Origin of the sequence: Rothia amarae, assembly GCF_042677725.1 — a bacterium.
GTDB classification, from domain to species: Bacteria; Actinomycetota; Actinomycetes; order Actinomycetales; family Micrococcaceae; genus Rothia; species Rothia amarae.
Map to the genome: position 1 here is coordinate 33,136 of NZ_JBHUCN010000006.1, position 21,548 is coordinate 54,683.

20 protein-coding genes and 1 tRNA gene are annotated in these 21,548 nt (G+C 51.6%); 16 read left to right on the forward strand and 5 right to left on the reverse strand.

Annotation, left to right across the window (positions count from 1 at the left end; genetic code table 11):
- Window positions 1-90: 90 nt before the first annotated feature.
- Window positions 91-783, reverse strand: coding sequence for a winged helix-turn-helix transcriptional regulator (locus ACFR81_RS02675; RefSeq protein WP_190617959.1), 693 nt, complete (start codon window positions 781-783; stop codon window positions 91-93).
- Between the two features lie 156 nt (window positions 784-939).
- On the opposite strand from ACFR81_RS02675, the gene ACFR81_RS02680 reads away from it, so the two are divergent.
- From ACFR81_RS02680 to ygfZ, 3 genes are all read left to right on the forward strand, one after another.
- Complete coding sequence (locus ACFR81_RS02680) at window positions 940-1,686, forward strand: hypothetical protein (protein WP_145176345.1); 747 nt, start codon at window positions 940-942, stop codon at window positions 1,684-1,686.
- Window positions 1,687-1,964: 278 nt separating this feature from the next.
- Window positions 1,965-2,657, forward strand: coding sequence for a heme-binding beta-barrel domain-containing protein (locus ACFR81_RS02685; protein WP_068169111.1), 693 nt, complete (start codon window positions 1,965-1,967; stop codon window positions 2,655-2,657).
- Window positions 2,657-3,802 (forward strand): CAF17-like 4Fe-4S cluster assembly/insertion protein YgfZ, encoded by a 1,146-nt coding sequence (gene ygfZ, locus ACFR81_RS02690; protein ID WP_068169108.1) that lies wholly within the window; start codon window positions 2,657-2,659, stop codon window positions 3,800-3,802. Before ACFR81_RS02685 ends, ygfZ begins: the two co-directional genes overlap by 1 nt.
- A gap of 99 nt (window positions 3,803-3,901) precedes the next feature.
- Here ygfZ and ACFR81_RS02695 read toward each other — a convergent pair whose 3' ends face one another.
- Both ACFR81_RS02695 and ACFR81_RS02700 read right to left on the reverse strand, forming a co-directional pair.
- The gene (locus ACFR81_RS02695) at window positions 3,902-4,933 is read right to left on the reverse strand and encodes a 6-phosphofructokinase (protein ID WP_343876252.1); all 1,032 of its coding nucleotides are present in this window, start codon (window positions 4,931-4,933) and stop codon (window positions 3,902-3,904) included.
- A 264-nt stretch (window positions 4,934-5,197) separates the two neighbouring features.
- Window positions 5,198-6,403 carry a pyridoxal phosphate-dependent aminotransferase gene (locus ACFR81_RS02700; RefSeq protein WP_068169698.1) on the reverse strand — a complete coding sequence of 402 codons (1,206 nt, stop codon included), beginning with the start codon at window positions 6,401-6,403 and terminating at the stop codon, window positions 5,198-5,200.
- A gap of 295 nt (window positions 6,404-6,698) precedes the next feature.
- Between ACFR81_RS02700 and ACFR81_RS02705 the strand changes: the two genes are divergently transcribed.
- The 13 genes from ACFR81_RS02705 (at window position 6,699) to ACFR81_RS02765 (ending at window position 19,075) form a co-directional block, all read left to right on the forward strand.
- Window positions 6,699-6,771, forward strand: a tRNA-Trp gene (locus tag ACFR81_RS02705).
- 81 nt (window positions 6,772-6,852) lie between these two features.
- Entirely contained in the window at window positions 6,853-7,122 is a 270-nt protein-coding gene (gene secE, locus ACFR81_RS02710; protein ID WP_145175197.1) for a preprotein translocase subunit SecE, read from the forward strand.
- Window positions 7,123-7,208: 86 nt separating this feature from the next.
- Window positions 7,209-8,045 carry a transcription termination/antitermination protein NusG gene (gene nusG / locus ACFR81_RS02715; protein ID WP_343876250.1) on the forward strand — a complete coding sequence of 279 codons (837 nt, stop codon included), beginning with the start codon at window positions 7,209-7,211 and terminating at the stop codon, window positions 8,043-8,045.
- A 263-nt stretch (window positions 8,046-8,308) separates the two neighbouring features.
- A complete protein-coding gene (gene rplK, locus ACFR81_RS02720) occupies window positions 8,309-8,737 on the forward strand; it encodes a 50S ribosomal protein L11 (protein ID WP_068169692.1) in 429 nt (142 codons plus the stop codon).
- Between the two features lie 115 nt (window positions 8,738-8,852).
- Window positions 8,853-9,548, forward strand: coding sequence for a 50S ribosomal protein L1 (gene rplA, locus ACFR81_RS02725; protein WP_068169688.1), 696 nt, complete (start codon window positions 8,853-8,855; stop codon window positions 9,546-9,548).
- 101 nt (window positions 9,549-9,649) lie between these two features.
- A complete protein-coding gene (locus ACFR81_RS02730; RefSeq protein ID WP_343876249.1) occupies window positions 9,650-10,690 on the forward strand; it encodes an ABC transporter ATP-binding protein in 1,041 nt (346 codons plus the stop codon).
- Between the two features lie 287 nt (window positions 10,691-10,977).
- The gene (gene rplJ / locus ACFR81_RS02735) at window positions 10,978-11,520 is read left to right on the forward strand and encodes a 50S ribosomal protein L10 (RefSeq protein WP_145175191.1); all 543 of its coding nucleotides are present in this window, start codon (window positions 10,978-10,980) and stop codon (window positions 11,518-11,520) included.
- 102 nt (window positions 11,521-11,622) lie between these two features.
- Window positions 11,623-11,997: a 50S ribosomal protein L7/L12 gene (gene rplL, locus ACFR81_RS02740; protein ID WP_068169678.1), complete on the forward strand. Its 375-nt coding sequence runs from the start codon at window positions 11,623-11,625 to the stop codon at window positions 11,995-11,997.
- A 286-nt stretch (window positions 11,998-12,283) separates the two neighbouring features.
- Window positions 12,284-12,868 (forward strand): PTS sugar transporter subunit IIA, encoded by a 585-nt coding sequence (locus ACFR81_RS02745; protein ID WP_083147168.1) that lies wholly within the window; start codon window positions 12,284-12,286, stop codon window positions 12,866-12,868.
- Window positions 12,869-13,045: 177 nt separating this feature from the next.
- A complete protein-coding gene (locus ACFR81_RS02750) occupies window positions 13,046-13,684 on the forward strand; it encodes a GNAT family N-acetyltransferase (RefSeq protein WP_068169672.1) in 639 nt (212 codons plus the stop codon).
- A gap of 154 nt (window positions 13,685-13,838) precedes the next feature.
- Window positions 13,839-15,350 carry a glycoside hydrolase family 32 protein gene (locus ACFR81_RS02755; protein WP_343876248.1) on the forward strand — a complete coding sequence of 504 codons (1,512 nt, stop codon included), beginning with the start codon at window positions 13,839-13,841 and terminating at the stop codon, window positions 15,348-15,350.
- A 57-nt stretch (window positions 15,351-15,407) separates the two neighbouring features.
- Window positions 15,408-16,910: a glycoside hydrolase family 32 protein gene (locus tag ACFR81_RS02760; protein WP_343876247.1), complete on the forward strand. Its 1,503-nt coding sequence runs from the start codon at window positions 15,408-15,410 to the stop codon at window positions 16,908-16,910.
- Between the two features lie 173 nt (window positions 16,911-17,083).
- The gene (locus ACFR81_RS02765) at window positions 17,084-19,075 is read left to right on the forward strand and encodes a sucrose-specific PTS transporter subunit IIBC (protein ID WP_068169665.1); all 1,992 of its coding nucleotides are present in this window, start codon (window positions 17,084-17,086) and stop codon (window positions 19,073-19,075) included.
- Between the two features lie 105 nt (window positions 19,076-19,180).
- On the opposite strand, the gene ACFR81_RS02770 is transcribed toward ACFR81_RS02765, so the two are convergent.
- Both ACFR81_RS02770 and ACFR81_RS02775 read right to left on the reverse strand, forming a co-directional pair.
- The gene (locus ACFR81_RS02770; protein WP_068169663.1) at window positions 19,181-20,206 is read right to left on the reverse strand and encodes a LacI family DNA-binding transcriptional regulator; all 1,026 of its coding nucleotides are present in this window, start codon (window positions 20,204-20,206) and stop codon (window positions 19,181-19,183) included.
- 86 nt (window positions 20,207-20,292) lie between these two features.
- Window positions 20,293-21,501, reverse strand: a complete 1,209-nt coding sequence (locus ACFR81_RS02775) for a molybdopterin molybdotransferase MoeA (RefSeq protein WP_343876246.1) — start codon at window positions 21,499-21,501, stop codon at window positions 20,293-20,295.
- Between the last annotated feature and the right edge of the window lie 47 nt (window positions 21,502-21,548).

The following is a 21,548-nucleotide window of genomic DNA, read 5'->3' on the forward strand; positions in this document are numbered from 1 at the left end:
ATCTACTCTACCGAAAGCAGACTTACTTCAGGAGCTGATGGTCTCATCTAGCAGAATAATCGAGAGCATCGGCGCATAATTCATACGGAGTTAACTGAAATCTTTAGAAGCTGCTCCTGATCGCGAGGTATCGAGACTATAACCCACATTGCGCACCGTAGAGATTAAGTGCTCGTGCTCTGTTCCTAACTTGGCGCGAAGACGGCGGACATGGACGTCTACCGTGCGGGTACCTCCAAAGTAATCGTGTCCCCACACCTCTGAGAGCAATTGTGCTCTGGTAAAAACGCGACTGGGATTTTGGGCAAAGAATTTGAGAAGTTCAAACTCTTTATAGGTGAGGTTTAGAGGAAGTCCATTAATGCGAGCGGTATATGAGGCTTCGTCAATGAGGATGGCACCGCAACGAATGGTAGTCTCTTGCTGCGATTCGGTTGGTGCGCTAGATAACATACGCAAGCGCGCTTCTAATTCAGCAGGGCCTGCAGCCTCGAACACGATGTCATCTACCAGCCACGTAGGGGAGACGGCGGCGAACCCGCCCTCGGAAAGAACCATCAGCAAAGGAAGATCCGGAAGAGCCGCCCGAATAAGCTGCGCACCATTTCGAGCCTCCATGAGACGGTCGGTGCCGTCAATAATGCCCGCTTGACAACCTTTATCCTGAATTGCCTGAATGGAGGCATTAAGGGGTAGCAATACCGTTTCATGACTCAAGAGCTGTAATGCGGGCAGAAAATCGGGATTAGGTAGCTTGGCAGGGGACAGGAGGACAAGATGCATCTGCAAAAATCCTCTCTGTTCTGTTGTCGCAGCGGTGTTTTTTCTATCTTATAGAAATCCACCTGCTCTAAGGTTGGATTACTCGCTAAACATAGGCAAAGATAGAGAAGAAGTAGAGCACCTACGCATACTGTCCATCGAAAGCAAGGGTCATTCGTGAATAAAGAGAACGTCGTGGCAAAAACTCACAGGTTTGAGACTTTCGTGCCCCAGCTTCGAGAACGCCGTGATCGCATAGTCTACGAAGGCCGTGTTGGACGAATCGGTGCTACGAGCTCTTCTCGGTATCGACTGGTAGCAACAGCAGCTACGCTCACCCTCATTAGCTTTCTCATTGCGACAGTTATTCACCCTATTCTGACTGCCGCCGTCGGTGTATTGGCTGTGGCGTTTATCGCAGGTGGTTGGCCTGCAGCAACCGGCGTGGCTGAACTACGCCGCGTCAACCGCGTGGTACCGCATTCCTGCATCATCCTAGGTGCAGGATTAGCAGCCGTTGCAGTATCGCTCGTTGATACCGGAGTTGAACGCCTGACTTTCTTACCCGCTATTGCTGCCGTGGGCGTGGTAGCTAGCTTCATTGTTGAACTTATCCGAGGCGAAGGTGCCATCGGCCGCCTCGAATCGGTTATTTCATGCATCACAGGCGTTCTCGCCGCTGTATCCGTTGCAGGCTGGGTCGCGCTCGCAGATTTCTACCGAGCCAGCCAGAGCTCCAGTTTGCTGATTGGTATTGGCGTAGGAATCGCTTTAATACTTGGAACGTTTGGTATTCGGATGATTTCGGCAGGACCTAAAGAAGGACCTCGCCGCGGTGCTATAACCCTGGGCGTAACACCGGTAGCTTTTGTTGGAGTTTTGGGTTATCTAATCGCCCTGTTCATCAGTCACGTGGTAGTCTAAAACACATGTTAGTAGCACTAGAAATTTTCTTCCTTTGCCTTTTGGCACTTGCCGGAGTCATGATTTTCGGTAGCATCGCTGTCGTTTTGATGGGTCTCTTCAAGGGCCAGAAGTAAGTCCCTGAAATCAACCTCCTCCCAAGAATGCGGTGAGGCTTCTTGCGGAGGTACCGAATGCGTTCATGCATCCTGCTCAATTTATGGATTGAGCAGGATGTATTTTTATGCTGGCAGACAGAATCTTGCTGTGGGAGGCGAGAAAGGTTTTAGACTTTTAATATGCCTATTGAAATTCCAACTAACCTAACTCCTGAACTTGTTCCCTTCTCCTGGTTACTGGGCCAGTGGGAGGGCACCGGATCCCTCTGGTACGAGGGGGAAGACGGTACTCCTTTCGGACAGATTATTACTTTCACTCAAGACGGTCTTCCCTTTATCGAATACCGTGCTGAATCATTCCTTCTGGACGATGAAGGCAACAAGTTACGCCCTCTCACCGTTGAAACCGGTTTCTGGCAGATTGACCGCCCCCAGCAAGACGGCGACGTCGGACCGGGGCTGAAATCAGCAGATGTAGTTCCGGTTTTACCCGACGCCGAGTCGGTAGAGAAGCTACGTAACGGCGATGATGGCTTCAACCTCATTGCTACTATCTCCCACCCCGGTGGTATGAGCGAAAACTACACCGGTCTGATTAAGGGGCCCGTAGTAAGAATGCAGACCGCAAACCTGATGCGCGATGATATTTCCAAGGATTATGCGGGTTCCGTCCGTCTGTGGGGTCTAGTAAATGGCAATCTCATGTGGGACTGGGAGATTGCAGATGAGCAGGGCAAGCTTCACAAGCACGCATCAGCTGAACTGCGTAAGACCGGTTCAATGAACGGACTAGATTTAGGGTCTCACCTGTTTAATACTGAGATAGATTCGGCAACTGAACCCGACCAAGAGTCAGACTCTAAGGGCGAATAATAGTGGCAGATTTCAAGAGCCCCCTCCTGCAAAAATTCGGCGTCTTTGAAGCATCAGGAGTCGATGCCGGCGTCGCAGCACATTACGGGGAGCCTCTCAAAGAACAGCGCCGTTTCATTCTGGGGGCTGAAAAGTTTGTGGTGGCAGATTATTCGCATCTCGACGTCGTAACGGTTTCCGGACCTGACCGGCATTCGTGGATGACCACGCTTTCGTCGCAGATTATGGACGGCATGAGACGCGGCGATTCGCGAGAGCTCACCTTACTCTCAGCGCAAGGGCGAGTTGAATTTGTGCCCTTTGCTGTGGAAGATGGCGATAAGCTGTGGCTCATCGCAGAATCGGGGCAGGGCGAGGATCTCGCTGCGTTCTTGAACTCCATGAAATTTATGTTGCGCGTGGACATTGAGAACGTTTCTGCAGAGTATGGAATTTTGGTTTCCTTCGACGATCCGCGCACTTCGGAAAAGGCTCCAAAAGCATTGCAGAAAGCGCTGATTTTCAGTGATCCCTGGCCCGGAGTGGTTGCTGGCGGTACCGCCTATACCGAGATTGACCCCGGTGAACATCCGGGGCAGGGTTTGCGTCGCTTCTTCTCCATCATTCCGCTGGCAGATTTGCTCGACATTGCCCCCGAAGTTTCCCTCTCTGGAATGTGGGCTGCAGAAGCTCTGCGTATTGAAGCCTGGCGCCCTCGCTATGGAAATGAGGTAGACGAGAAAACTATTCCTCATGAGCTCGATTTGATGCGTACTGCGGTTCACCTTGAAAAGGGATGCTACAAGGGGCAGGAGACGGTTGCGCGCGTGCATAACCTGGGTCACCCGCCTCGCCGCCTGGTGTTCTTAGACCTCGATGGTTCAGAGCACACCCTGCCGGAAGTTGGGGCCAGCGTTTACGTGGGTACCAAGAAAGTAGGCAAGGTGACGTCGGTGGCGCAACACTGGGAAGCCGGGCCGATTGCTTTAGCGGTTATCAAACGCAACGTGGATCCAGCGGCAGTGCTATCGGTGGTAGATGAGCCACGCGAGGACGACTCCTCAACGCCTTCCGTCCAGTACGCTGCTACACAGACCGTCATCGTTTCTCCCGACGCCGGGCAGGTTGCTGGGCGGCGCGATATGGGAAATTTCTTCCGCGGGTAACGTCCTCTGAGAATCCTTTTCGAGAAGGCTCCATATCCATTGAGAAAAGATGCCCCCTACTTTTCAGTAGGGGGCATCTTTTTTGAAGTGTTCTAGAGCTTAGCGTCCGAAGAGCACTTTAGCTTCTTCCCAACGTTCCTGGGGTACGGTCTTCAGACCGTCTAGAGCTACCGAAAGATCAACACGCTTAACGTCGGTGCCCTGCAGAGCAACCATCTTGCCCCATTCCTTGTCGTGGACCATGTCGACAACGCCAAGACCCAGGCGAGTTGCAAGCACGCGGTCAAAACCGGTGGGTGCGCCACCGCGCTGAATGTGGCCAAGAATGGTGTTACGTGTTTCGATACCGGTGATACGTTCTAGCTCCTGGGTAACGTATTCGCCAATACCGCCGAGTCGGGGGCGGCCGTCTTTTTCGGTGCCCTTGTCGTGTATGACTTCTTCAAAGCCTTCAGGAATGAAGCCTTCTGCTACTACAACGAGGGGTGAGCGACCGCGTTCGTGAACTTCGGTGACCCATTCAGCAACCTGTTCCATCGAAACTTTTTGTTCGGGAATCAATACGGCGTGGGCACCTGCAGACATACCTGAGTGCAAGGCAATCCAACCTACGTGGCGGCCCATTACTTCTGCGACCATGGCACGGTGGTGTGATTCGCCGGTGGTGCGGAGGCGGTCCATCGCGTCGGTAGCAATCGATACGGCGGTATCAAAACCGAAAGTGTAGTCGGTTGCTTGAAGATCGTTATCGATGGTCTTGGGAACGCCGACGACGGGTAGCCCTGCATCTGCTAGACGCTTTGCGCCTGCCAGAGTACCCTCGCCACCAATTGCAACGATGGCGTCAATCTGGTTGCGCTCCATCATGATTTCAATGTTTTCAGGGCCACCATGGGGTCCGTCGAAGGGGTTGGTGCGGGAGGTGCCCAGGATGGTTCCGCCTTGGCGAGCGAGACCGCGAACTTTGGTGCGGGGGAGATCCATATAGTCTCCTTCAACGACACCTCGCCAGCCGTCGCGGAAACCTACGAATTCATGCCCGTATGTTTTGACACCGTTGAGTACAGCGCCTCGAATGACGGCGTTGAGTCCGGGGCAGTCTCCACCTGAGGTGAGTAGGCCGATCTTCATGGCGGTTATCTCCTAGCTTCCCCCATTGATGAGGGTTTGATGATTTTTTAGTCCCCATGTTGTGTTTGTGTGTTTTTCTCGGTTGAGTACTGGAGAAAAACGACGGATTTCAGGGGAAATCTTCTCACTTCCTATTGTAAACAAATTGGTGTTGTGTTGGAAGGTGTGGGAGCGGGTGGATTGAAGTATTAACTTAGATGTAAACAGACATAAACAGACCCGCACTATTTTGTGATAATGCGGGTCTGATGGCTGAGAGTGAGATTAGGCTGCGTTGCTCAAAAGCTTCTGAATGCGTGCAATACCTTCTGCCAGATCGTCGTCGCCCAGGGCGTAGGAAAGGCGGAGGTAGCCGGAGGGGCCAAACGCTTCACCGGGTACAACAGCGACTTCCGCTTTTTCCAAGATGAGTTCAGCAAGTTCTGCTGAGGTCCGTGGGGTGACTCCATCAATGGTCTTCCCCAATAGTCCTTGAACATCGGGGTAGACGTAAAAGGCACCTTTTGGGGTGGGACATACGACTCCGTCAATCGCATTGAGTCCCTCTACAATTGCCTTGCGGCGACGGTCGAAAGCTTCATGCATCTTATCCACGGCATCAAGTGAGCCTGAAACCGCGGTGAGCGCTGCATGCTGGGCAATGTTGTTGACGTTGGAGGAAAGGTGCGACTGGAGATTGGTCGCTGCTTTGATGACGTCGGTGGGGCCGTACATCCAGCCCACCCGCCATCCGGTCATGGCGTAAGTCTTTGCCACGCCGTTGAGAACGATGGTGTTTTCTGCCAGCTCCGGTACAGCCTTCAGGATGGAAATGAAGGGCACGCTGTCGTAGGTGAGGTGTTCATAAATTTCATCGGAAATAACGAAGATGCCTTTGGACAGCGCCCATTCGCCGATTGCTTTGGTCTCTTCGGCGGTGTAAACAGCACCGGTGGGATTCGAGGGGGAAACGAAGATTAGTGCTTTAGTTGCCGGGGTATATGCTTCCTCCAGCATCTCGGGGGTTACCTTGTATTCCAGGTCGGAGCCCGCAAATACCTCGATGGGGTTAGCCCCTGCCAGGCGGATTGCCTCAGGGTAGGTCGTCCAGTAGGGAGCAGGAAGCAGGACGTCGTCGCCCTCGCCTAGAACTGTCGCGAACGCTTCATAAACCGCTTGCTTGCCGCCGTTTGTCACGATGATCTGAGAGGGATCGATGGTTACGCCTGAATCGCGCAGAGTCTTTTCTGCGATTGCTTTTTTGAGTTCGGGCAAGCCCGCAGCAGGGCTGTATCGAAAATTCTTGGGATCTTTTAGAGCTTCAGCCGCAGAGTCGACAATGTAATCAGGAGTGGGAAAGTCAGGTTCGCCGGCACCAAAGCCGATGACCGGGCGTCCTTCAGCTTTGAGAGCTTTTGCTTTAGCATCGACTGCAAGTGTTGCCGACGGCGCAATAGCCGCGATACGGGGTGAAATGCGGGCGGAGACCATGAGATGAACTCACTTTCTACACACAGAGTTCTGTGTTGTACCTTGTTGGTTTCGTTGGTTCTATCGTATTCAACTCCCGCTCATATTCAGAAGCGATTGCACAGAATGTTTGTATGTTGAGCAGTAATTTTGTTCCCCGGAGTCGCGGGCATGACGAAACCCACTGCATAAAAATTGCCAAAGAGAAAAAAGTGTCCTAAAGTTGTCACTGTTGTTCGCAACCGAACAGCACTGGTTTACGCCTAAAAACGAAAACCAAATGAACTTTTTAGTTCATACCCGAACGAAAGTTCAAAGGGTGGTGGCTCAATTGGTAGAGCAGCGGTCTCCAAAACCGCAGGTTGCAGGTTCGAGTCCTGTCCGCCCTGCAAAAGCCTCCAGAAATATTCACGGTTAGCTTCTTTTCTCAGAGGCACCTGGTGGAAGTACTACGAAAGGGGCGGGCCGAAATGGCTAAATCTGCCGCATCCGGAACCGCCGCGTCGCGTCGTGTAAATAGCGAAGAAAAGCGTCGAGGGTTCTTCGGACGAATTTTCCAATTCCTGCGAGAAGTAATCGCTGAACTCAAAAAAGTTACTACCCCCTCAGGTCGTGAACTTTTCAATTATGTAGTTATCGTTCTTTTCTTTGTTTTATTCATGATGGTTTTGATTTTTGGTCTTGACTATTTATTTGGTCAGGGAGCTTTCTGGGTTTTTGGTAACGGAACAGTTCAATAAACCTTAAAGTAATCAAGACTTTTAAGACGCACTTAGGGCATACTTTGTGAGAGAAAACGCCCACACCATACGAAAGTAGGAATAACGTGTCCGAGCAGGAACTTGTACACGAAGTAGAAGAAGTTGAAGAGACTTCTGAGCAGGCAAACGCCGACGACGCACAGGTAGAGTCCGTATCTGACGTTGAAGAGGTAGAGGCATCGGATGAAGATGCTCCTGCGGACTCAGTTGAAGCTCCTGCGGACTCAACTGAAGGGGCAGAAGAGGCTGGAGACTCAGTGGAGACCGTTGAGGAATCTGAAGAAGCTTCTTCAGAACCGGCCGGTAATCCCTTGGAGGAATTCAAGTCGAAACTTCGCCGTCAAGAAGGCGAATGGTTCGTTATTCATACCTACGCAGGGTACGAGAATCGCGTAAAAACTAATCTTGAATCACGCTCTCAGACCATGAACATGGAAGACGATATTTTCGAAATCCAGGTTCCCATGGAAGAGGTTATGGAAATCAAGAACACCACCAAGAAATTGGTGCGTCGTGTTCGTATCCCCGGTTATGTGTTGGTTCGTATGAACTTGACCGATGAGTCGTGGGGCGTTGTGCGCCATACTCCCGGTGTGACTGGTTTCGTGGGTCAGGACGCTTACAACCCCGTGCCGCTTCGCTTGAACGAAGTGGTGGATATGCTCGCTCCTGTCTTTGAAGCAGAGCAGGTTGAAGCTGGCGAGGCAACTCCAGTTGCTCCTCAGATTGAAACCGGTTTTGAAATCGGTGAAGCAGTTACCGTCAAGGATGGCCCCTTCGAAGGTATGCCTGCTTCCATCGCCGAAATCAAACCAGAGTCTTCTTCACTCGTTGTTTTGATTTCAGTCTTCGAACGCGAAACTCCTGTTACTTTGCAGTTCAACCAGGTATCCAAGGTCTAAGTACCTGCTTTTGACTTGAGCTAGGAATGCCCTGCGCTTACGAGTGCAGGGCATTTTGCTTTCCAACGAGCGGGGTCTGTGAAGAAGCAGACAGTCCGGACGACGTCGTATCCATGGCTTAAACGCTGAAAAAACACTAAGATAGAACTTTGCATGTGCACACTCACGCTTTTGTGCGCCATGCACGGCAACCGCGCCACGGTTGCCACCTGCCGTCGTACGCTCCTGTGCGTCGGTCCATCAGCTCAGAAAAGGACCTTACATTGGCTCCAAAGAAGAAGGTTTCAGGCCTCATTAAGCTGCAGATTCAGGCTGGCGCCGCTAACCCGGCTCCTCCCGTTGGTCCCGCGCTCGGTCAGCACGGCGTCAACATCATGGAATTCTGCAAGGCTTACAATGCTGCAACTGAATCCATGCGCGGAAACATTGTTCCCGTTGAAATTACCGTTTATGAAGATCGTTCATTCACCTTTATTACTAAGACTCCTCCGGCATCTGGCCTTATCAAGAAGGCAGCTGGCGTAGCTAAGGGCTCTGGCGTTCCCCACACCAGCAAGGTTGGGTCAATTACCGAAGCTCAGGTTCGCGAAATCGCTGAAACCAAGATGCAGGACCTCAATGCAAACGACATCGACGCAGCAGCGAAGATCATTGCAGGTACCGCACGCTCCATGGGCATCGAAGTTAAGTAACTTCCTGCTTTACCCAAACATCAGTTTGGATGACCGAACGTAAATAGCCCGAAAGGGCATGTGGCAGAGTCGAGCGCGATTCATAGTGACCACAACTGCATAAGGAGATAAGCAGATGGCAAAGCGCAGCAAAGCGTACAAGGCAGCTGTAGCCAAAATCGAAGAGGACAAGTTCTACACCCCCGCAGAAGCTATTGAGCTTGCGAAAGAAACCTCTTCCACCAATACCGATGCAACCGTTGAGGTTGCAATGCGTCTTTCCGTTGACCCCCGTAAGGCAGACCAGATGGTACGCGGTACCGTCAATCTTCCTCACGGAACCGGTAAGACCGCTCGCGTTGTTGTTATCGCCGCTGGCGACAAGGCAGCAGCTGCTGAAGCAGCTGGCGCAGACTTCGTTGGTTCAGATGACCTGATTGCAAAGATCGCAGGCGGCTGGACTGACTTTGATGCAGCAGTTGCTACCCCTGACATGATGGGTAAAGTTGGCCGTTTGGGTAAGATTCTCGGTCCCCGTAACCTCATGCCTAACCCCAAGACTGGCACCGTCACCATGGACGTGGCTAAGGCTGTTGGCGACATCAAGGGCGGCAAGATTGACTTCCGCGTTGATCGTAACTCCAACCTTCACTTCATCATCGGCAAGGCTTCCTTCTCAGCTGAGAAGCTCACCGAAAACTTTGAAGCAGCACTTGAAGAAATCAACCGTCTGAAGCCTTCATCGGCTAAGGGTCGTTACATTTCCAAGGTAACCGTTGCAACTACCTTCGGCCCCGGCGTTCCCGTCGATCCTGCTGAAGTTGCAATCTAAGTTTTAGCTCATCCTGGGTTTTAGCTTTAGAGGTCATCCGCTTGTTGCGGATGGCCTCTTTTTTGTCGTTGTACAGCAAAGTGATATGGGAAAATGAGGATATGAGTTCTAGAGAGTCCCGCGGTTTGAGCCTGCGTGCAGTGTCTAAATCTTTCGGTAGAGGGTTCAAAACGGTGCCTGTGTTGCGAGAGCTAGACCTTGAGATTTGCTCTGGAGAACTAGTGACGGTGATGGGTGCTTCGGGTGGCGGCAAGACCACTTTGATTCGGATCATCGCTGGGTTGGAGCAGCCAGATTCCGGCGAGATTACGCTGGACGGACATACGATACAGCCGGGGGACGTTGGCTATATATTTCAGAAACCGGTACTGTATCCGTATCTGACAGTCAAAGAAAATATTCTTTTTGGTGTCACCTTGAGTCGATTTACCGGAGAAATCGATGTAGATCACTACCGTTCGTTGCTTTCAATCCTAGGGTTAGAAGGTCTCGAAGGACGCCGTCCAAACGAACTTTCAGGAGGGCAGCAACAGCGGGTTGGGATAGCCCGGGCGCTTATCCGTAAGCCGCCCTTAGTTCTTTTTGATGAACCGCTTGCCAGCGTGGATGAATTCTTAAGCGCAACAATTAGAGACCAAATAGATCAACTTCATGCTCGCTTAGGCTTTACGGGTTTATTTATTACTCATCATTTGAATGAAGCTTTCCAGGTAGGGCAACGAGTTGCCATTATGGTTGATGGAGCTATCGCACAAATTGACTCTCCGCCGAGACTCCTAGAAAATCCCAAGAGTCTTGCGGTCGCACGCCTGGTGGGGGAGCCCGCATTGAACGTGTGGTCTCTCGGGCTGGATGGGGACGCTCATCAGCGCGTAGTCGCTTTCCGATCGGCTTCCGTCCATCATGGTGTCCGCCCACATGCAAACTCTGCCCAGGCTAGGATTTCTAAATTAAGACCGTCTGCCCACGGTTGGTTACTGGATGGAACATTAGAAGATGAAGTGAACTGGCTGTCATCCTCAGGGGAGAGAGCGCAGGTGCAGGCAGGGGAACGGGTACTGCTCTTTTCCCCTCAGGCTCAACGGCAAGAGAGCTTCGTTTTTTCAGTCTTGCCACAACATTGCTGGATATTTTCTCAGTAGTGGGAAGTACCTCGTAACCTTCTTAAGTGATTAAGACTTCTTAAAGAGCTGTAGCACTTGCTATCTTGCTTACTACCGTGATTCAATTGAGTAACCAAAGACCGCTGGTCTATCTATCTGTGTGTTTTCACGGAGAAGATAAGAGTTCAAGCATGAACCGCCCGCGTAGGTGAATGAAGATACATTTGATTTCCGTGTGGAATCGCTATGTCAGCCTCGTCGCCTATGCGCCGAGGTTATTTTTTTGCTTGCGACTTGACCAGTGAACAAGAATCGGAAGGAATACCATGGCGACACAGGAAAAGATCGCTGCTGTTTCCGAGCTGAAAGAACTTTTCTCCAGCTCAAACGCAGTCATCCTCACTGAGTATCGTGGTCTCACTGTAGCGAAGCTCAAAGAGCTTCGCCGCGCACTTGGTGCAGAGACCGAATATGCCGTGGTGAAGAACACCCTAGCTGGTATTGCAGCTAAGGAAGCTGGTATCGATGCATTCGAGGATCAGCTTGCAGGCCCCAGCGCAATCGCATTCATCAACGGTGAAATGATTGACGCTGCGAAGGCACTGCGTGACTTCGCCAAGGAAAACCCCCAGCTCGTGATCAAGAGCGGCTTCTACGAAGGCGCAGCACTTGATGAAGCTGAAATCAACAAGTTTGCAAGCCTCGAATCACGCGAGGTTCTGCTTTCCAAGGTTGCAGGTGGCGCAAAGGGTGCAATCGCCAAGATTGCTCGCACCGTCGACGCTCTGCGTATCAAGCTCGAAGAATCAGAAGGCGCTCCTGCGGAAGCTACCGCAGAAGAGGCAACTTCAGAAGAAGCTGCAGAGTAATTACTCTCCTCTGATTTTCAGTTAGCTCGCAGCAGCGGGCAAAACCCCACAGATTTCACATGTAGGATCAGCCCTACACCTGATAAAGAAGGAGCCAAACAAATGGCTAAGCTTTCCATCGAAGAACTCATTGAAGCATTCAAGGAACTTTCACTCGTTGAGGTTTCCGAATTCGTTAAGGCATTCGAAGAAGAATTCGACGTAACCGCAGCAGCTCCTGTTGCAGTTGCAGGCGCAGCAGGCGGCGAAGCAGCAGCTGAAGAGCAGTCAGAATTCGACGTTATCCTCGAATCCGCTGGCGATAAGAAGATTGCAGTTATTAAGGAAGTTCGCGCACTTACCTCACTCGGGCTCAAGGAAGCAAAGGACCTGGTTGATTCAGCTCCTAAGGCTGTCCTCGAAGGTGCTTCCAAAGAAGACGCTGAGAAGGCTAAGGAACAGCTCGAGGGCGCTGGCGCAACCATTACCCTCAAGTAAATTCGATTCTTATCGAAGTCTTTGTACCACAGGGCGGTACCGTGCAAACGGTGCCGCCCTGCGGCTTTTAAGTGAAACAAGAACCAGTTCTAATCAGCGCAAAATAATAGAACGTTCATTTTAGATAGCAGAACGTCTGTGCAGCGACGTCAAAAATAGAAACTAACTCAGGGGTGAGGGCGGTGTCATGATATATTCAAACAAATTGATTCTCACCTGGATGTTCTCATTCCGGTGAGAATGACAGCGACTATAAGCCCCTGCGAAACTGCTAAGGAGAGTCACCATGAGCCTAAAATCAATGGCAAATCGCTTGTTTTCTAAAGACAAAAATCCAGCATCAGATAACTCGCAGCAGACAACCACTGCAGAGGGAGGAGCTGTCTCGAAGACTACTTTGGCGGCTCACCTTACAGGTACTGCAGTTTCTCTGGCAGAAGTATCTGATCAGACCTTTGCCAGTGGCGCATTAGGTCCTGGCGCAGCGATTGAACCTGCCCAGGGCAAGCTCGTCGCTCCTGCAAATGGAAAAATCACCGTAGCTTTCCCCACCGGACATGCCGTAGGTATGCGTACGGAAGAAGGCTTGGAAATTCTCATGCACATCGGTTTCGATACCGTTGAGCTTGATGGAAAGTTCTTCAATCCTGTGGTAACAAAGGGGCAGGAAGTCAAGCGCGGCGACGTCCTCGTAGAATTTGATATCGAAGGTATTAAAGCGGCAGGTTATCCGCTCACTACTCCGCTTGTTATTACCAATGCAAAGACTGCTGTAGAGAACACGACACTTGCGGATTCGGTACGCTCAGACGAAGAGATTTCAGCCGGTGATGTCTTTTTAGAGGTAGAGGTAAAAGGCACTGCTAACTAGGTTTTTATCGTCGTCAGCCCGAGATTTAACGACAATCTCGGGCTGACCTGTTTAATAAACGTCAGAAGCCGCTACAAGTAACCGGAATATTTCATTTTCTTGGGTTAAAAATTGCTTTAAATCCCTCTAATAGTGAAAGAATAAGTAGCAATTTGCACCCTAGAGAAATGCGCAAGAATGTTTACTCCACCCAGTACGTTTGAAGTACGTGAAGCACAAGATTCAGAGATAGAAGGAGCTATAGAAGCTCTCTCTGACGCATTTCAAACAGATCCTGTGATGAGCATGGCGGTCGGGGGGGTTAACAAGCTTAGTACCGTGCGCCGACTCTTTCGCTTTCAAATCGAAACCACTTACAAGCCTCGCGGGAAAATAGATGTGGCTGTAGACGAAGAAGGAACAGTTCTAGGTGCTGCTCTTTGGCTTAATCCCGAGGGGCAAAAAGGTAATTTTCTAGGTGATGTGAAAGCACTTCCACGCTATTTTAGAATTTTGGGGCTAGCTCTTCCCCGGGGTGTAATCACCGAGTTGAAATTATTACGTGCACGCCCACAGTTTAAGCACTGGTACCTTTACACCATCGGGGTACATTCTGATGCTCGCTCACGGGGAGTAGGTGGAGCGCTCTTGGATTTTCGCCGTCAGCAGTTGGGGGAATCCCCTGCATATCTGGAAGCGTCTACCTTTCGTAGTGCCGCCCTCTATCGCCGTCATGGTTTCTTCGAACTGGGCACATTTAAAGGCGGAAAGCCTGCGGTGGGTATGTGGCATCCAGCCCCCAGTAGTAGCATTGACGCCGCTGTGGAGAATAAATGAGTGGTGAACCCCTGAAATAAACTCGAGGCTTCACCGGTATGCGTGAGGCTACCATGTAGTCAGCAGTAGGGGCGCCTTTAAAATATTTTGAATCGTTAATCTCAGTAGTCTACTGTGAATATGACAAACGTTTGACATAAGAGACGATAGAAACATGGTCAATCACCAGATGAACCCCCGCGCCCAAGAAATTCTTGATGGTGCAGACGCCTCCTACCGTATGTATCACACCGCAGTCATCGCGGACCCAGATTACCCAGCGCTACATCTAGCGCCCCCGGTTGGTCGACTCAATGATCCCAATGGGCTGGTCTATAAAGATGGGGTATACCACGCCTTCTACCAGTACGCACCTGAGCATCCCGGGCGAGACATCTTCTGGCGGCATGCTCAGTCAACCGATTTAGTTCACTGGGACAATCACAGAAACGCCATTGCACCCATTTATTGGTACGACCGTAACGGATGCTACTCGGGCTCCTGTTTCTTAGCAGAAGACGGCACCTTCGAACTGTTTTACACCGGCAACGTCAAAAATCCTGACGGCACCCGAGAAACCTATCAGAACCTTGTGCTTTCCCAGGATGACTGCAAGACCTTTGAGCGAAGCGCTGATAATCCGCTGATTTCTGGCACCCCCGCCGGGTACACCCCTCATTTTCGCGATCCGTATGTTTTTGAACGCGCGGGAATGTTCTACGCAATGATTGGCACGCAACGTGAAGATCTGACCGGCGCCGTCGTCCTCTATTCTTCGCCCAACCGGAGGAACTGGAAATTTGAAGGAGAGATAGACTTCTCGGATCCTGCTATTAACGCCTACGGATATATGCTCGAATGCCCGCAGATTATTGAGTTGCAGGACCAAATAACGGGACAAAAGAAGGATGTCATGCTCTTTTGCCCCCAAGGAATGAGCGCTGACGGCGAACGATTCAATAATAAATATCAAGCCGGGTACATTGTGGGCCACCTCAACGGGCTTTATTTTGAGGTAGAAACTCCCTTTACCGAATTTGATGCAGGTTTTGAGTTTTATGCTCCACAGGTATTTCACGGTAGCAATGACGGTAACCGGGCATTAATTGCCGCATGGTTTGGTATTTCTGACCAAGATGAGATGCCATCCTGGGATCATCGGTGGTTGCACCTGCTGACTTTTCCCCGCTGGATTTCCCTGCGGGAAGGTAAATTATTCCAGCAGCCGGCGGAGGGATTGAACCAAGCGATGCCGCTGGAGATGCAGAGTCTGGACCACCATGGAACCATCGAAGCGGTAGAAGATTCCAGGGTCTTCCGGGTGTCTGGAGAGCTTGACGTAGAAACCGGCCCAGTCACCATAGCCATAGGAGATCAGCGGGGCGTCGCTTTCAGCATAGAAATTTCTGCGCATGCTGTGAAGGTAGACCGAACCGGCACCAAATACACCGTGTGGGGGCCTCAGCGGACGCGTACAGCAACCGTTCCTTCCTCCACTAAAACCTTTGATTTATTGGTGGATGCTTCGGCACTAGAGCTCTTTATTGATGAGGGTGAAACCACCGTCAGCGGACGCTCCTTCTTCCACGGCACCCGACGCACAGTGCAGGTTCTGAACGCGGCAGGGGAACCAGCGGTTGAGCAAGTAATTCATCTCAGCGCTGTGAAACTCGCCGAAGAACGTTAATACCTGCCGTTGCGGCGTCCACCCTTTCTGAACTTTCGAATTGAGGATTATTTCTCTATGGGTTACATACCTTCCCAGTACACCCCCGAAGAACTATTAGTAGAAGCCCAAAAGTCGTTTGATGGTTTTTCCAGATTGGCACATTCGGATCCCGATTATCCCGCGTTGCACCTTGCCCCTCCCGTCGGGCGTCTCAATGATCCCAATGGGCTGGTATATAAGGACGGCGTGTACCATGCGTTCTATCAGTATTCGCCCGTGCATCCGGTGCGCGCTGTCTTCTGGCGTCATGCGACCAGCTCAGACTTGACCCACTGGAACGATGACAAGACCGCCATAGCTCCGGTGGAATGGTATGACAAATCGGGGTGCTACTCCGGTTCTGGCGTGGTCACTCCCGACGGCACGATGGAATTCTTCTACACGGGCAATGTCAAAGACACCCAGGGAAATCGTGAAAGCTACCAGTGCCTTTTTACCTCCATAGACGACGGCGAAACTTTCGAGCGATATTCTGATAATCCTTTGATTAGCGGACCGGCTGAAGGTTACACCGCTCACTTTAGAGACCCGCACGTGTTTTGGCGCGACGGCAAATGGTGGGCCGTGATTGGTGCCCAGCGCGAAGACCTAACCGGTGCCGTCGTCTACTACACCTCTTCTGACCGGCGAAACTGGAAGTTCGGGGCGGAAATCTCTTTCTCAGACCCCACTTTGACGGGGCTGGGATACATGTTTGAATGCCCCATCCTTTTCTCATTACCCGACCAAGTCACCGGGGAGACCCTGGATGTGTTGATGTTCTGCCCGCAGGGGATAGACGCAGACGGCGAGCATTTTAATAATATTTTTCAGTGCGGCTATGTGGTGGGGCGGCTGAAAGACAACCATTTCGAGGTTCTCACCCCCTTTACCGAAATCGATTCGGGCTTCGAATTTTATGCGCCGCAGATTATTAGTAATACAGGCGATGAAGAGCGAGCAGTGCTAATGGCATGGCTAGGTAACGCAGATGAAGACGACCAACCCTCATGGGCTTACCACTGGATTCACATGCTCACTTATCCCCGGTATTTGACTTTGTCAGGCGGCAAAATCATGCAGGCTCCTGTGGAGCAGCTCGAAGACTCCATGCCTTTTGAACCACTCCATTTGAACTCCAATGGTCGAATAGGGGAACTTGAAGGTGCCCGTACTTTCCGCCTGCAGGGCACTGTCGATGTCGCCCAGCAACCCGTGATGCTCAGCTTCAACGATGAACAAGGGCGGGCATTGCAGATTACTTTTGATCGAGATTTGTTGATTATGGATCGCGATGGATCTCGGTACACAGTTGGTGGGGCGTTGCGGCGTCGTTCTATTCCTGCGCAAGGTACCCATACCTTCGATATTCTCTTCGATGGATCGGCTATCGAGGCGTTTTTCGACGATGGTGCCGAATCATTTACAGGGCGGATTTATCTGACGGGCGAACTGGAAAGCGCGATATTCCATGATGTGCTGGGGGAGCCGGCGTCGGATGTGGTGAGCGACGTCAAAGTAGCCCGTTTATCCCGATGAGATAGGGAGAAAAATCCTTCGGTTGACCAAGAGCGATGGACGTAACGCAGGTTACAAAAACATGAAATTATGGTAATGTGTCAAACGATTAGCATAAGGGCGCACATACAGTATGTAGCTCTCTTTTGATGGGGCATAGCGCGCATCAAAAAGTAACTCAGTCAGGAGAAAACATGGATCATAAATCCGTGGCTGAAGACGTTCTGAAAAGTGTTGGCGGCGTCAACAACATTCAAGCAGGTGCGCACTGTGCCACCCGTCTGCGTCTCGTCCTCAAAGATCAAAATGCCGTCGATCAAGCCGCGCTTGATTCCAACGAAAATCTCAAGGGCACGTTCGAAAACGCCGGCCAGTTCCAAATTATCGTAGGCCCTGGCGACGTCAACGAAGTTTATAAGCACATGTCCGCCGCAGGCATGCCTGAGGCAAGCAAGGACGAGCTGAAGTCGGTAGCGGCAGGAAAGGGCAACTTAGGAACGCGTTTTCTAAAAACGGTCTCTGATATTTTCCTTCCCATCATTCCTGTGCTGGTTGGCGCAGGTATTTTGATGGCGCTCAACAACGTATTGACCGCTCCGAAGCTATTTGACCCCGAACTTTCTTTCGTGGACTTGCATCCTGAGTGGGCTGGTTTCTCTGAAATTGTCAATATGCTTTCGGCGGCTGCATTTGCATTTCTTCCGATTCTTGTGGGATTCTCGGCCACTAAAGTTTTTGGTGGTAATCCATACCTCGGTTTAACGATGGGCGCTGCCATGGTTTCACCTGCTTTGGTGAATGGCTATGAGGTAGCGGTATCTCTTCAAGATGGCACCATGCCCCACTGGGATCTTTTTGGTCTACAAGTAGCTCAATCGGGTTATCAAGGTACTGTTTTGCCGATTCTGTTGGTGGCATTCATCCTTTCTCACATCGAGAAGTTTCTCCATCGGATCCTCAAAGGCGTCATCGACTTTATCTTTACCCCTACTCTCACACTTTTGATTACTGGGTTCTTGACGTTTATCGCGGTCGGTCCTGTGATGTTCAAAGCGGGAACTCTACTTGGCGATGGCATTAACTGGCTCTATACAACCGCTGGACCAGTGGGCGGCTTTATCTTTGGTTTGTTTTATTCACCCATCGTTATTACTGGTTTGCATCAGTCGTTCCCGCCCATTGAGTTGCAGCTTTTCACTCAGGGTGGTTCCTTTATTTTCGCGATTGCTTCGATGGCAAACGTGGCGCAGGGTGGTGCTGCCCTGGGCGTTTTCCTTACCACGCGTGATGAGAAGTTGAAGGCTCTAGCTGGAGCGACGGCGCCGTCCGCTTTCCTCGGAATCACTGAACCAGCTATCTTTGGTGTCAATCTTCGCCTTCGTTGGCCGTTCTATATCGCTATGGGTGCTTCTGCTATCGCAGCCACGATTATCGCCATCACCGGCGTCAAAGCGTCTGCCCCTGGCGCTGCAGGATTCCTAGGATTCGTCTCTATTGATCCGTCTGTTGGTGGGGGATGGGGCGCATTCTTCATCGCAATCTTTACATCGGCAATTCTTGCAACAGTTGCTTCATATCTCTGGGGTCGCCGCGTCGCCGCTCGCCAGGAGAAGATTGATGCAGCGATTGAAGAATCGAAAGCGGAAGCAGTTGCAGCGATTCCTACCCTGGCAGGAACCCCCGGTTATGAGCTCACCGCTCATATGAACGGCAGCGTGGTTGCTCTGGCAGAAGTTTCTGACCCTACCTTTGCCTCGGGCGCGCTGGGCCCCGGCGCAGCTATCGAACCTTCTACCGGGCAACTGGTTGCGCCGGCAGACGGCAAAATTACCGTAGCGTTCCCCACCGGGCACGCCGTAGGTATGCGAGCTGACAACGGTCTAGAGCTCCTCATGCACATCGGTTTTGACACCGTTGAACTCGACGGCAAGCACTTTACTCCTCAGGTCACTAACGGTCAGCAGGTTAAGCGAGGCGACGTTCTGGTCGAGTTCGACTCAGCAGCCATAGCTGACGCCGGTTACCCGCTGACTACGCCGCTCGTCATTACCAATGCCAAAAAGACGGTTGAAGAAACCGGATTTGCACAGGGAGTTCATGACGGGGCTGTACTTCGCAGTGGAGAAGCCTTCGTGAACGTAGAAGCAAAAAATCTAGAATCAACAGCAGGTTCAAAAGCTGTATAGCTCTCTTGCCCTCAATCGCTGATGGGCAGAAATCAAATGAGCATTATGAACATAGCGCTCCGGGAGAATATCTCCCGGAGCGCTATATTTTGTTGAGTTCAGGTATTACTCTGCGTTTGACTGAGCTTTGACGGTCTGCCCCAGATACAGCTCAACCGGTAAATTATGGTCGGCAGGAGAATCTTCTGAAGGGTCTGAATCTGTTCTTTTGGAGCCGGCGCCATCTATCGCCGCAAGTAACAGTTGTACAGTTCGCTCTGCCATCAGCTCAAAAGGCTGGACGACGGTCGCCAACTGCGGAAGTAACGATCGCACCGCGGGGGTACCGTCAAACCCGATGACCGAAAAGTCCTCGGGCACCTTCTTGCCTCGGACGTACGCCCATTGGAGAGCCATCGCCGCATATCCGTCGTTGGACGCAAAAACTGCTTCCACGGTGGGTTCCGAATCGAGAAAATTATTAATCGTTTGTCGATGCTCGCCATCGCTCGATCTGAAACCCAGCTCCACTATTTCCGGCTCTAAACCAGCGGCGCTCATAGCCTTGGAATATCCCTGCTGGCGCAGATTTTGTTCGGAGACGGTAGAAGTAAAATGCACGATGCGACGAACACCCGTAGCAATAAGAGACTCTGTAGCCTGGAGCGCACCTGTGAAATTGTCACAGCGGATATTTGGGTATCCACCGCCATTAATGCGGTCGATAGTGACCAGCGGAGCTTCAAGATGGGGAGCCAACGCCAAAACATCCGAATGCGCGCCAGTGACCAACCCGTCTACCTGATTGCCCATGAGCATATCCAGATAACGAGCCTCTAATTCTGGGTGATCTTCGCTGTTACACAGAATGACCTTGTACCCGGCGTCCGCTAACTTCGACTCAATCCGATACGCTAACTCACCATAAAAAGGGTTTGAAACAGTCGGAAAAACTAAACCAATCAGATGCGTTTTCTGCTCTTGAAGGGAGCGAGCAATGGCATTGGGTCGATAGTTAATCTCCCGCATAGCTTCATAGACTTTCTCGCGAGTTTCTTGCGAGAGGTAACCCCGGCTATTGAGTACGCGAGAGACCGTAGTGGGGGAGACGCCAGCGACCCGGGCAACATCAGCAAGTTTTGGTTTAGCCACGGTTTCTCCTGACAGCTGGAAAGATATACTCCCTGATTATAGAGAGAACTGCGCTCTCCACCTAGCACAGGAGCATCTAACGAGGACTAAACGGTGAGTGGCAGCGCCTGAACTTTTTCACCGGCAACTGCACCCTCAGGAGGAATAACCACCAACGCCTGAGCTTGAGCAAAAGCCGAAAGCATATGCGACTTAACGCCTCGACGGAAGGGGCGGGCTTTCACACCAGTGACGCGGGCAGGTATCAACCGCGCGTCAGCTTTCTTGAATCGAGGAATATCTTCGGTCAACTCCACAGAGAGAAGCTCCGGTAGATTCTGACCCGCTACTCCTGCTAGATAGGCAGGCAGATAGCTATAGAGCGCGGTGTGAGCTGCCAGCGGGTTGCCTGGCAAACCGAGGACGATTCGACCGTCAGGCAATTCTGCAGCTAGGCAGGGATGCCCGGGGCGAACCGCAACTGCCTCAAAAAGATAATGGGCATCAAGCTCGCTCAGCAATCGACGCACAAGATCAACTTCTGAGGTAGAAGAACCACCGGTGAGAACCAACAAATCTGATGCCATACAGCTATCTGATTGGAACCAGCGGTGGAGTTCATCCATATCATCGTGCAGGCGAGCGGTGCCTTGCACCTTCGCACCCATGGAGCTCAAAATCGCTGGGAATTGGGCAGAATAAGCATCGCGAACTTCACCGGGGGCTGGTATCCCCTCGGTAATGACCTCGTTGCCGGTGTATGCAAGGGAGACAGTGGGCTGAGTAACCACCGGGACGGTATCAAACCCGCACACCGCTAGAAAAGCTATATGCCGCGCACCCAAGCGGGTGCCACGAGACACCGCAAGGCTTCCCTCAGCGAGCTCTTCACCTCGGTTGCGCATATCAGACCCCGGTAGCGGTTCACCGCGATCCGAAACCACCAGCGTTGATCCATCCTGCTCTTCCAGATGAACCCACTCCAGCCGGATTACTGCAGTTGTCCCCGGGGGTATCAATCCGCCGGTGAGGATGGTGGCGGCTTCACCGTCCTGTAGCTCTACCGTCCGACGATGACGGTTCTCATGGGTAGACGGTTCTTCGGCATCCTTAAGTATCCAAGGTCCAGAACCGCACACTGCGTAACCGTCCATAGCGGAAGAATTGTAATGAGGCAGGGGAACTAAAGTGTGCACATCCTCTGCTAGGACTCGTCCGATGGCATCAGCAAGACCGACCCGTTCATGGGTTTGAGCGGCGCGAGTGCCACGCTGGTGCATGAGGGAAACGGCATCTTCCCAGCGGGTATGGTGCATATTCTGTTCCTTGTGATGGTGCAATAAAGTTTGGTGCCACTGGACGG